This is a genomic window from Bacillus sp. FSL R5-0585 (assembly GCF_038004545.1).
Taxonomy (GTDB): Bacteria; Bacillota; Bacilli; order Bacillales; family Bacillaceae_G; genus Bacillus_A; species Bacillus_A cereus.
Genome location: NZ_JBBORJ010000002.1, coordinates 20,407 through 32,899, shown reverse-complemented (window position 1 = coordinate 32,899; position 12,493 = coordinate 20,407). Strand labels below are relative to the sequence as shown.

The window sequence follows — 12,493 nt, the reverse complement described above, 5'->3', positions numbered from 1 at the left end:
ATTATGAAAAGTTTTGTCTCTTTTACTTATAATGCTCCTGGGTGTTTTCGAAAAGAAAAAAAGCATTTTGAAGATAATGTGTTAGCAGAGCGATTCGTATATTCTTTAATTGCTCAATCGGTTTCAGCGCTTTCTAATTATGAAGTAGAGAAATATATGCAAAGTGAAGAAGAAGAATTTGAGAAGACTATGGAGTATTTCTTTGATACAGAAGAGGGTTATTATTTAGATTTATTAATTGAAACAACCATTCAAAAAAGAGAATTGAATAGATTAATAATATAACTCAGCTTAGCTGAGTTTTTTGAATTAGATTTTATGGGCTATAATTTAAAATATTCATATTCATATTCGTATAAGGAAATAGAGGAATTTAAAGTTAATTAGATGGTAGAATGATAAGAATACAAATTAATTGAGGAAAGAAGGAGAATTTATTTATGAGCTCACCAATTGATTTACTATTTGAAGATATGTTTGGTAATAAACCAAATAAAGATGGGACGGCATATGAAATACTTTCTGCAGCGGTCATGAAGTTGCTCGAGGAAAACGCCTTAGTTAAGCATGATGAAAAATTGAAGGGCACATTTAGTAACACCTTTTATCAATTAGACGTGTTAATACAGCAAGAAGCAAGGAAAGAAATGGGAGAAGCCAAGGACTATACGAAAAAAGGTTCAAAGGTTGGGAGACCCGATTTGCAAAAATTAGCCGGGGCATTAATTGATTTGTCAGAAGTTGACGGTGGAGTATTTTTTTCTGCAACTGACTATACAAAACCAGCAAAAAAATACGCAGAAACAAGTGGGGAATTCGGTAAAGAAATTAAACTATTTCATTTAAGACCTTCAACAGAGTTTGATGAGTCTGGGCGAATAATGAAAATAACAGTTAAGTTTGTAATACTAATACCTGCGCTTGATAAAGCAAAATTCGAAGTAATATTTTCTGATGAGGGATATGCTGAAATACAAAGGTTAATTTCTTTAGGACACTTATCGCGTGGTGGGATGAGACTGAATATTGAAGAAATATATGATGGAAATGGAAATTTATCAATGACCATATCTGAATTAACAAAGAAAAATTTAGGCGGCGGTTTAGATTATAATGCGCAAGGTACATTTTATTTAAAAGGCAATTTCATTAAAGTGGAAGGTCATTTGGTTGACTTAAAGGGGATTTATTATGAAATTCCTATTTTAAATGCAAATAAGTCAATTGAAATTCATCAAAAAGGTAATGCTAAATTATTATTAAAAGATGAATCTGGTCATATAGACAAATTGATAACAGATGAAGAATTGAAACGCGTTATTCCAGATCTGCAAAACAAATAGTATTTCTTAAAGTGAATTAGCTATATAGTGTAAAAAGTATAATTTTACCTTTTTAACTAACGATAAAAGGCAAAAATGAACCAAAAAGCGTTCGTTTTTGCCTTTTATTATTTTAATTGCAATAATTATCATCTCCTACTTTCTTAGTTTTGGTAGTAGAAATTTATATACTTAAAGTAAAGGGCTTATTATCAATAAAGGGGGGGGATAATTTGGAGGTATTTAACTCAGCTGCTCCTGCACAAACAAATAGTGAAGAGTTACCATTCGATATTTCCTGGATGACTGATTGGATTGTAGACTGGTTTGGTTCTTTGTTTAATGGCGGCAGTGATGTAATAAAAGATGGGGGAGATAAAATAGATGGGGCAGTCCATGCGAGTGTGCCTGCATTCTTTGATGTTATTTTCCTTATTCTTTCTGTAGTAATCTTAATATCATTACTAGTTTTTGGAGCTTCTTTATTGTTTAAACATATAAAGTGGAAAAAAAGATCTATATATTTTGGAGTAGGATCCTTCATTCTCATACTACTAATAAGGATTTTACCGGTGTTAATGCTGACAACACGTTCTTTTGATTTTCAAACTTTTATGGGTAATATGGTGGGTTTAATCACTTCTATAATTTTAGGGACAGCTGTATTAATGTTTTTAATATCTCTAGCACTAGGTATGCTTTATAAGAAATTTGAACATCCGAAATATGGGAAATGGAGTTCGAGTTTGAGATATAGTTCAATTTTTATATTTGTAATGACATTGATAGTACCCGCCTTGTTGCGCCATTTATAATCTATGTTTATCTAGGGGAAGGAGGGAATAGTGCAGGTAATTTCTATTATTTTTCGGTGTAATTATACTAGCACTCGTTCTCCTCTAATTTTCTGAATTAAGTCTTAGACATTAAAAAGAATTTTGTTGTACGAAGTTTTGGCAAAGGGGGGAGAGGTACTAGTGACTACTTTTGTTGTCATGGTGAGTATATTCTTAATTCTGTTCGTAATTGGTCCTAAAGCGACTAAGAAAAAAGAAGAAAGAGATAAAATTGAAAAAGAACATAAAGAGAAAATGGAGGCTTTAGAGGAAGAAAAAATTGACTTGGACATTAATGGGACTAAAGTACGGTTACACAAGAAGCCTAAGCTAAAGAACAGCATCTATAGGATAAAGAGTGATCGGTAGCCAAAATTGAATTGCATTTAAGGGAGAATACAGTGATGGCAACAAAAAATTAAATCTAGTTTTATTTAACTACTAAGGGGGATTACTAATGTTTAATAGAACTAAAGAAGTACCAAAATATCAACAAATACATTCAGGAGTATATAAGTTTGAATTACCTTATGTTACAGGGCTATTTATGTCCACAGAATCAAATGAAGATAAGGTACGGGAAGTACAACGATTTCCTGTAGAAGTGTATGTTCTTAATGATAAAGACATAGCAAGAGATATAGGCGCAAGATTTGTGATGTATGGTAATGGCAGTCGATCAGTAGGAGATCGTTATGCTCAATTGGCAACGATTTTAAGGAGAGCTTATTTTACAGCACTATTTATTCCGGACATACCGAAGAAAATAAAGTGGATTGAACATCGTTATGCTGAAAATACAGTTCTTAATAGAGAAGAAATATTAGAAATTGAATTGAAATGGGATGAAAAATCGGCATCTTATAGTATTGTAGGACACAGCTTACTCAATAGTATCTTTGATTGATGTATTATTAATCCTAGTGTTCATTTGATTTCAAATGTTTAACCCCGCCTATATTTAAGCGGGGTTATTTTTAATGGACTATTTAATTACTTTGAGTCTTGTTATTTATCCATACATATGCAATGTTCTCAACTAATTGAAAGTCATTTTCTATTAACTGGGTAATAAATTTATTCGAATTATTTTGCTTATCAATTTCCTCTAATAATACAAAATCACCTAATTTATTACTTTCCTCAAATGGTAGGAGCCTGTTTTCAATTATAACGTTTAGGATACCTAATTCGATATTAGAGAATGTTTGCTGCTTTGTTAATTTATTTGCTAGATGAAATGCAATTAATTGAAGAAACTTTCTAATGTCATATGGGGTAGTATTATAATACGTATATCTATTTGCAAGTTCGTTAAGTACATACAATAGGTAATCAAATTCCATAGAAGATAAGGCGGAAATATCTCCAACTGGGAGTTTAGGTTTCTTTTTTCTTCCAAACGGTACTTTGATACGATTCATTTTTACACTTCCTTTTTTGTATTTATCTCTTCCCATTCACTTTTTTCTAAGTAAATCATCTTAATGGTGCGTCTAAGTAATTGTGAAATGGTTTTAGTAACTATGGAATCATTTAATGGATTATATAATGTCTCAACTTGTTGGGGATTTTCCATTACGAAAATAATATGGTGTTTAGATCCAGTAGCATGAACTATTTCTCCTAAACTATTTGCAATAAGGGGATTATCTTTCTTTATATGAGCAATACAGTTAGGGAGGAAAGTTTCTAACAATTTGCTTGTTTCCCAAGTGATTTCTGGTAAAACAATATCTTTTGCAGTTTCCTTAGCTTTAGGATCGCGATAAATTTGAATGTTTCTGCGTCTTTGATTAGAAGTTGGTTCTTCTTTTTGTTTTTCTAATTCGTCTAAACGCTGATTGAATGCTGCGATGGTATCAAGTAAACTTTGTAACAATGTTTGATTAAGTTCATTGGAATCTTCATTTTTAATATTTTTGATATTCGGTTGGTTCGTTGATATTTCCTGCTCCAGCTGAATTATCTTAACTAATGCAATTTCAATTAGTGTCGCTGCATATACAGAATTCTTTATTTTATACTGCACCGTTGTAAGCTCTTCAAGAATACTTGGAATATTGGATAATGGTATTCGTTCAGCAAGGTTTATAAATGCATTATTATAAATGGCCACTTTAAACATGTCAGTTTTTTGAGATAGATTAAATATCATGAGGTCTCTATAGTAACCGATTAAATCGCTTAAAAAGAAATCCGCTTGTTTTCTCTCTAGGATAGTTTGTAAAGAATCCAAAGTGCTGGTTAAATCTTTCTGAGTTATATAATGTATTAGTTTTTCAATATCCTGAATAGCTACTTTACCAACGACAGTTGCAACATGCTCTATTGTTACATTATTTGTTGCGTATGCGATGACTTGGTCCATTATGCTAAGAGCATTTCTTAAACCACCTTCAGCTAATTGAGATATTAAATGTAATGCTTCGTCTGTAATCTGAATTCCTTGATCATTGGAGATGAATTTTAACCTGTCAATCATTGCTTGAAGAGGTATATTTCGAAATTCGAATTGTTGGCATCTTGAAATGATAGTTTTAGGAACCTTTTGTGGGTCTGTTGTAGCCAGTATGAAAATGACATGTGCTGGTGGCTCTTCTAATGTCTTTAATAGAGCATTAAATGCAGAGTTTGAAAGCATATGCACTTCATCGATAATGTACACTTTATATTTTCCTGTAACCGGTGCTAAATGTACCTGGTCTCGTATCTGCCGTATTTCTTCTACTCCATTATTACTTGCAGCATCAAATTCTAGAATGTCCGCGAATTTATTATTATTAATATCACTACAGTTGGCACACTTTTGACAAGGTTCACCATTACTTAATGGATTTAAGCAGTTAACACCTTTTCCAATTATTTTGGCAACAGTTGTTTTTCCAGTACCCCGTGGTCCAGATAGAAGGTAGGCATGTGCTACTTTTTCTAGTTTAATCGCATTCATGATTGTCGTTTTAATATGATCTTGCCCCACTAAATCGTTAAAGCTATTTGGTCTATACGCACGGTATAGTGCAACATAATTACTCATTAATATTCCTCCCATAAATATCAAATTTTATTAAATGGCAATCCTTTTAAATGCAAAAAAGCAGCCAAATGAGTAGAGTTACTGTTCACATTTTCATGTGTTAACTCAACCCAAAGGGCTGCTTATAATTTAAAGAAGAAAAAACAAAAAGTAAAAAATTATAAGAATATTATAACTCTTGATCTAACAAAAAGGAAGATTAAAAACTTTATGAATCGATTTGACACTCATAATTCCACATATTACTATTTAGAGTAGTTATCAGAAAATTCTATTGTGAGAGGGGATTAAAAATGGGTGAATTAGTTTCGATTACAAAAAAGGACGGAAAAGAATCAATAGATTTATTTAAACATTATAGTGAGTGTTTTGAGGAAGGAGATTCTATAGGTCAAGATAAGATATCTGATGAATTATTTACAACAGTAAAAGATGCTGTTACTCAGTATTGGTTAGAATCTACAGATTCATTACCTGATGTTGTTGATTTGTACATTATTATATCTTTAATAGAAAGTGATTCACCGAAACATAAGAAAATAGTTACACGTTTTTTCAATGACTGTAAAATTTTCTTAACAGCGAAGGAAAAGAAACAGGGTAAACGAGGGAAAATCGATCGCTTGTTAAAAGAATATAGTAAACCACAAATGAAAGAAAGACTTCAAAAAAATTTAAAAGTCGCTGGTGAAATTGAGATAGCTCAATTACAAGCAGCGTATGATCAAACAGATAATCAACAGAAGCAAATTAAAGATGTACAAGAAGTAATTGAGAAGTACGGAATGCATTTCACAATTTTCATTACTGCTTATATAAAAACTCAAGGAACAGATGATATGCATGATTTGTACTTAGAAGCTGCTCCATTCAGATACATTAACATTCTTGCAGAATTAGCAATATTTCATAAGGAGAGATATCCTAGTCAAGAAAAGGCCGAAGAGATTTCGTTTAAAGAGGAGCGGAATAAACTTCAAAGTAAGTTAAACGAGTATGAAAAAAAGTTTAATAAACAAGAGAAAATGTTAAATAAATATAAAATGGAAAATGAACATCTGAAAAAACAAAAAATCTCATCAGATGCTAAGGCATCAAGAGTTGTTAAACAAACAGAGAGGTCAGTAAATGAATTGATGACTGATTTGGCAACAGAGGAGGAAATCAAGTCAGAACAACATAAAAAAGAAGTAGCGTATTTAAATAAAATGATTGAACAAATGGCTCAAGAAATCATTCAATTGCAGAAAGAAGAAGAGCCGCAAGGAAATGTGTATAAGAATGATTTATCAGGAAAGAAAGTGGCTGTAATTGGTGGAAATAAAGAAAGATACTATAGAGAGTGCGTTGAAAAATACAATGCAGAAATTATATTTGTAGCAGAAGATCAGCATCGTAAAATAGATAGTGCAGTTAAAAAAGCTGATGTAGTCTTTTATCTAACAGAATTACTGAGTCATATATATCATGAATTAATTATCCCTGCAGCAGCTCGTTATAACACTCCTATTCGCTTTGTAAATAGTAAGGGGATTTCAGCATTTGAAAGTGCATTAAAAAGATATGCTAGTGAGTAATATGCAAAGTGATTTGTATGTTTAAGTATGATATACTAGCTTTAATATATTTTTTAAATTTTCTTTCGTTTGTTTGAGATTATGCCCTTCGGGTAAAAGATCTATGTACAGTGTACATAGCATTCTTTTTCCAGAAGGGCTGTTTTCATTTGTACACAAGTATGAAAGAGAGGGAAAGCTTTTGAAGATGTCAGAAAAACAAAGTGTATTTCTACCAGAAGGTTACTTTGAAGTAAAGGCAATACCTCAAGCTGAAATAGCTGATATTTACACTTCTAAGGAATTGATTGCTGATGATGAACTTGATTCATTTTATTTTAGAGCGTTAGAAGAAAAGAACATTTTTCTAAATGAGAATCAAATCGAGGCTGTTCGAACCATCGATAAACCAGTATTAGCAATTGCTGCTGCAGGGAGTGGAAAGACAAGAGTTCTAGCAAGTAGAGTAGGCTACTTAATGTGTGTAGCACATGTAGATGCATCAAGAATATTAGTTTTAACATTCACACGTAAAGCGGCCAATGAAATGAAGGAAAGGATTGCTGGTTTACCAGGCATAAGTAAATCGGTATTAAATACTATTGTTGCTGGCACATTTCATTCTGTTTTTTTGAGGATATTAAGAAGCAGAGGGTACGATCAACGCATTTTAAGTAATGAAAAGTTCAAACACATCATTATTAAAAATATATTAAAGAAGTATAAATACCAGGACGCATATGATCCTGAAACAGTATTGTCACTTATCTCCTATTACAAAAATACTTTTGTAACTCCAGAAAATCTTCCAGTAAAAACACCAATCGAAAAAGAAATTAAAACAATCTATCACTCTTATGAAGAATGGAAAGCAGATAATAATCAAATGGATTTTGATGATATTTTATTATATACCTATCAATTGCTTTTAGAAGATTATCAACTTTTGGAATTACTCCAAAATAAGTTTCTTCATATCCTAGTGGATGAGTATCAAGACATTAGCCTACTGCAACAAATGATAGTTAAGATGTTAGCATACCCACAAAAGTTAATATTCGGTGTGGGGGATGATGGGCAAACCGTTTATTCGTTTCGAGGTACCGATCCCAAATTGATATTAGATTTTCCAAATGAATACCCAGGTGCGAAAATTATAAAACTTGAAGTTAATTATCGATCAAGTCCATACATTGTTGGACTTGGAAATGCAGTGATAAAAAATAATAAAGTACAACTCAAAAAAGAACTTAGGGCCTTTAAGGCAGACGGACCTAAACCAATTTATAGTTCACCTGCAGATAGTGACGAAGAGGCAATAAATATTGTGCAAAGTATAAAAAGTGCAATTAAAAGTGAGACAAGACAATTTAAAGATATTGCGGTTCTATATAGAACTCACGCAGTTAGTAGAGCCATTGTAGAACAGTTAGTGCTAAATGATATCCCTTATATTCAATATGGCAATAAGGATACTTTTTATGAGAATACGTATGTACTGCCAATCATAGGTTTTTTAAGGTTAGCTTTGAATCCGACTGATGAAGAGGCGATTAAAGAAATATGTAACGTACTGTATATAAGTAAAGAGAAAGCGATATCTCATATTAATCGTGCTTCAGCCTTAGATTATATAGATGGAAAGGTAAAACCCTTATTATACTATTTAACATCAATTCCAGAACTAAAAAAGTATCAACTTCAATTTATTATAGGAGTGATTAAGAACCTAAAGGGCTTGGCTAGATTAAACCCAGCACTAGCTGTTGAAGAAATTAGACATGGTTACATTGGATATGAAAAGTATTTACAAAACAATAAACGTGGATCCTTAACTATTCATCAAGAATTAGTTAAAGAGGTGCTTGATGAACTGACAGCGTCATCGAAAAAATTTAAAGATATAGCTTCATTTTTAAATTTTATAGACAAAGTTATTCTTCGAAATAAGCAAATGGAAGAATTGCAGAAGCAGCAAAACCCTGATGCGGTTGCATTGCATACTATACATTCCTCTAAGGGATTAGAATTTCCAACTGTATTCTTTATTGGAGTATCTGAAGGGGTACTGCCTCATAAGTCAGCTCTTGAAGTGATGGAAGATAGAATTACAAACAAAAAAGAAATGTTAATGAAACTACAAGAAAGTTTGGAAGAAGAAAGAAGGCTGGCTTATGTAGGAATTACTCGTGCTGAAAGTGAATTGTTCATATCCAGTCCAAAGGTAGTTAGAAATCAATCTTGTGAAATTTCTAGATTTATTAAAGAAGTATATAAAAGATAATGCGACAATCTCTAAAATAGAATTTCATATTGTTTATTCATTTTATAGCTAGTAGATAACAGAGGAACTTTAATTCTGAACCTCTGTTATTTTTTATGGAATGATTTTAAATTGGAGAGAATTAGTAATATAATTACAATAAATAGAAAGTTTTTATTATTGTGTTAATAATTAGGTTACTAGCAACTATTTAAATTCGTCATATTACAATTATCATTGTGATGCTACCAATTTAGTGAATTTTTAAGGGGGAAATATTAAATGGAATTCGTTAGAAATTATAACAATGCATATTTCAACTTCGTAACAAATCAATGTAAAGAATTTGGGATTCCTGAAGAACTATATCTCAATTGGAGAGAGCAGCAAAAGAATGATTGGGATAACTTTTATATACGTGAAATTCAGGGGAAGGAAGTTTTTAAAGAATCTGGAGTACATTTTCCCTTTTATCTTCAAAAATATGAATCTGGTTCTTTGGAGACGGGTGTTATAGCCTTTAAGTTATTTCCTGATAAAAAATCACACTTGATACTTTGGGAATACCGTAGGTTTGATTATCCAGAGGGGAATTTACATGCAGTAGAAGGGAAACGAAAATTTTTAGAAATCAATGAGTTAAAACGTTATATTGATGAAGGTTACCACTGGACAGAAAGACTTTCACCACCCATTGGAGTCAATTTTAGACTTGCGGAAGAAGGTAAATTCACTTCATCTTATGAGGAATTAAAATAAACAAAGATAACTTATAAAAGGTGTCAATTGGAATCCATTTTGAATTCGAAGCGATTGAGATAGCTAGGGAACAATTAAACGTTTCTGTAAGAATTAAAAACACCGATATTAAACAATAAAATCTTATTTACTGGAACGTTAGAAAGGAATGATACTGTTTTGATTCTTAATTGGTGGAATTTGTTAGGTTTTTTGTTTGGTCTTATCGTATTTTGGGATTTGATTTTTATAAAAAACAAGTAATTAGCATTATTTAATACAATAGGGATGCTGATTTGATCTAACGGATACCACATTTGAATGACTTTAGTCCAATTTGAAATTTATTTTGAGTTTTGTGTAGAAAAGAGGTTATAAAAGTGAACGGAAGTTTAAAGTTTGAATTCAAAGCTTTGCGGGGGGAAAAAGGATTAAAGTTCTGGTTATTGAGTTATGTAGTGATTTTGTCTACAGTAATAATTTTTTTGAATCTTATATACACTCAGGATTCAATATTATCATCAAACTCAATTTCATTTTTAGCCATAGAAAATTATGGTGTGCACATGCCGGCAATTCCGGCTTATTTTAAAATGATTATTGCACCTATATTCTTTATATTAGGCATAGTATTGTTTATTAAAACGATAGGCTTTCTTTTTTATATTGTACTTTTAACAGTTTTACTTTTGCTTAGCATACTTAATTATTCAATAGTGAAACTAAAAGGGTAATTTTATTAAACAGGGAGATAGAACTAATGCAAGAAAGAATTGATGAATTAAAGACTGAAATGAAAAAGCTATGGGGAAAATGAAACTTTGAAAAGTTTCATTATTTATTATTTAATAGCAAGAATCTAAATAACAGAAGACTTGTATTTTTAAGTCCCTGTTATTTTTTTATGGGATGATTTTTCATTGGTTTCAAATAGTAATATAATTATAATACGTAGAAAATTTTTACTATTGAGTAAATTGGAATCGATTTTGAATGTTGTTAGAAAAGAGGGTGAGAAGATGCATGTTTTTTATAAGGTAGACATTGATATGAAAACAAATAGAACATTGGAAAAACCATATGAGATTCACGTTGAAATTCATTATTTTAATAAAGAATTTCAAATGAGAATTCAAAATTTAGTTGAAAAATATAGACCAGCCTTTGAAATTAAATCCAAAAACTTAATTGTAAAACATTTACAAAAAGATAAGATTAAAATAAAACTTGTTAGTTATAGAAATAAACAATATAAGGCTGTTATGACAGGTAATGACTCTTGTTTATATAATTTAAACTACTTTAATTTTCAAAGCGGTCATTTTTCATTTTCAGAACGTAATGAGGCTGAAGAGGCAATGTATAAAATAAAAGAGACTATCAAAGAAACTTTGAATAAAGAGGCATTGCTTTTTCAACGGATATTTTAATACAATTTAAATTTTGTACAAAAGTGGGTGCAGACAATTGATGAAATGCAATTTAATATATTGGAATGTTGAAGAAATAGATAGAAATATAGTTTTAATTACTTTGAAGAAAAATATTGCTGTAAATAATAAAATTGTGTTACACCTCTATCAACGATGCTTAACAATAGGTGAGAGCGATATACAAATACCTATCACACCACTACAAGCAAATTTTTATCTGGATTTTTATTCTTTTCACAAAGAGTATACTCGTAAGAGCAGGGTAATTAACTATACGTATTATGAAGAAACAAAGGTTGATTTTAACGAATTTATTATATTTTTACCTTTCTACGGTGTTATAGATTGTGATTTCACCAGGGGGGTAATGTTTAGTTACCGAAATGAAAAGGATTTAACGAAATTGCTTAATTTGTTAGATAAATCCTATGCAGCTTTTCTTAATGGGAAATTACATGCAAGTCGTATTAATACAATTTGAATTTTTGGAATCTGTAATGAAAAATGAGCATTCTCGTCTGTAAAATTAAGTGTAAAAACATTTATATAAAAAGCCCATAAACTATAAGTTTTTATATATGAGGAGGTGTCTATAGTATGTTTAAAAAGAAATCAACAGACCCTTTAGCGGTTTTAATTAATGGAAAAGGGGATTTTAGAAGTAGGATCCAAACTGAAATTGGAATTTATGCATTAGAGAGAATTAAAGCAAATCAAAGTGATGTAAAGGTACGAATTAACATTGCTGGTTTAGGGAGAAACCTTTTGATAGATACGAAGGAAATAGAAATTAAAAACGGTGAGAAAGATGAATGGCTCATGAGGTTTGGAGAATACGACCTTATTATATACAAGAAAGGTTTTAACAGTACTCCAATTTATCTTGAATGGGCAAATGAAACAACCTTTAGATTACAATTTCGTTCTCGTATTAGTGACACTTCTAATGTGGATGTTACTTTTTACGGAGATATTGGTCAACTATCCAAACAACAGTATTTTACAGATATGAAGATACGAATCAAGTTTGTAAGGTATACGAAAGAATCTGACCATCAGACACCCACGGTAACACCTGAATTATTAATTAAGAGACTTAATCTTGCAATTTCAAAAGAGCATCATTATGAGGTTTTTGAACCAAAGATATTATCAGTTGAAACAGTTAGTAACCATGAAATTATTGCTACTTTAAGTATTACTGGTAAAGAAAAAGATGATAGTCAGTTGATGGAATTTTTAGTATGGCGAATTGAAGAAAGTTGGAATATGAATGCGGAAGTTATTGTTGAGATAATTTGATAAAAG

General features: G+C 31.0%; 14 protein-coding genes. 12 read left to right on the top strand and 2 right to left on the bottom strand.

From position 1 onward, the window contains the following. The first annotated feature begins 3 nt into the window (after positions 1 to 3). The 5 genes from MKY38_RS26680 (at position 4) to MKY38_RS26660 (ending at position 3,065) form a co-directional block, all read left to right on the top strand. Positions 4 to 285 (top strand): hypothetical protein, encoded by a 282-nt coding sequence (locus MKY38_RS26680; protein WP_341050478.1) that lies wholly within the window; start codon positions 4 to 6, stop codon positions 283 to 285. A gap of 155 nt (positions 286 to 440) precedes the next feature. Continuing rightward, entirely contained in the window at positions 441 to 1,343 is a 903-nt protein-coding gene (locus tag MKY38_RS26675; RefSeq protein WP_341050476.1) for a restriction endonuclease, read from the top strand. A gap of 194 nt (positions 1,344 to 1,537) precedes the next feature. Beyond that, the gene (locus MKY38_RS26670) at positions 1,538 to 2,137 is read left to right on the top strand and encodes a hypothetical protein (protein ID WP_341050792.1); all 600 of its coding nucleotides are present in this window, start codon (positions 1,538 to 1,540) and stop codon (positions 2,135 to 2,137) included. 162 nt (positions 2,138 to 2,299) lie between these two features. Then, a complete protein-coding gene (locus tag MKY38_RS26665; protein ID WP_064472587.1) occupies positions 2,300 to 2,527 on the top strand; it encodes a hypothetical protein in 228 nt (75 codons plus the stop codon). 88 nt (positions 2,528 to 2,615) lie between these two features. After that, positions 2,616 to 3,065: a hypothetical protein gene (locus MKY38_RS26660; protein WP_200462670.1), complete on the top strand. Its 450-nt coding sequence runs from the start codon at positions 2,616 to 2,618 to the stop codon at positions 3,063 to 3,065. A gap of 82 nt (positions 3,066 to 3,147) precedes the next feature. Here the strand turns inward: MKY38_RS26660 and MKY38_RS26655 are convergent, their stop codons facing one another. Next, a complete protein-coding gene (locus tag MKY38_RS26655) occupies positions 3,148 to 3,582 on the bottom strand; it encodes a hypothetical protein (protein ID WP_200462669.1) in 435 nt (144 codons plus the stop codon). A gap of 2 nt (positions 3,583 to 3,584) precedes the next feature. Next, on the bottom strand, positions 3,585 to 5,195 hold the full coding sequence (gene dnaX / locus MKY38_RS26650; RefSeq protein WP_200462668.1) for a DNA polymerase III subunit gamma/tau: 1,611 nt from the start codon (positions 5,193 to 5,195) through the stop codon (positions 3,585 to 3,587). A gap of 293 nt (positions 5,196 to 5,488) precedes the next feature. Here dnaX and MKY38_RS26645 point away from each other — a divergent pair, with 293 nt between their 5' ends. From MKY38_RS26645 to MKY38_RS26615, 7 genes are all read left to right on the top strand, one after another. Next, positions 5,489 to 6,772 (top strand): DUF2325 domain-containing protein, encoded by a 1,284-nt coding sequence (locus MKY38_RS26645; RefSeq protein ID WP_098122886.1) that lies wholly within the window; start codon positions 5,489 to 5,491, stop codon positions 6,770 to 6,772. Positions 6,773 to 6,959: 187 nt separating this feature from the next. After that, positions 6,960 to 9,035, top strand: coding sequence for an ATP-dependent helicase (locus MKY38_RS26640; protein WP_234485171.1), 2,076 nt, complete (start codon positions 6,960 to 6,962; stop codon positions 9,033 to 9,035). Positions 9,036 to 9,296: 261 nt separating this feature from the next. After that, complete coding sequence (locus MKY38_RS26635; RefSeq protein WP_341050470.1) at positions 9,297 to 9,773, top strand: hypothetical protein; 477 nt, start codon at positions 9,297 to 9,299, stop codon at positions 9,771 to 9,773. Between the two features lie 359 nt (positions 9,774 to 10,132). After that, a complete protein-coding gene (locus MKY38_RS26630; RefSeq protein WP_200462665.1) occupies positions 10,133 to 10,486 on the top strand; it encodes a hypothetical protein in 354 nt (117 codons plus the stop codon). Between the two features lie 285 nt (positions 10,487 to 10,771). Continuing rightward, on the top strand, positions 10,772 to 11,182 hold the full coding sequence (locus MKY38_RS26625) for a hypothetical protein (protein ID WP_262937071.1): 411 nt from the start codon (positions 10,772 to 10,774) through the stop codon (positions 11,180 to 11,182). 40 nt (positions 11,183 to 11,222) lie between these two features. Beyond that, positions 11,223 to 11,666, top strand: a complete 444-nt coding sequence (locus MKY38_RS26620; protein ID WP_200462623.1) for a hypothetical protein — start codon at positions 11,223 to 11,225, stop codon at positions 11,664 to 11,666. A 116-nt stretch (positions 11,667 to 11,782) separates the two neighbouring features. Continuing rightward, positions 11,783 to 12,487 carry a hypothetical protein gene (locus tag MKY38_RS26615; RefSeq protein WP_200462624.1) on the top strand — a complete coding sequence of 235 codons (705 nt, stop codon included), beginning with the start codon at positions 11,783 to 11,785 and terminating at the stop codon, positions 12,485 to 12,487. The last annotated feature ends 6 nt before the right edge of the window (positions 12,488 to 12,493 follow it).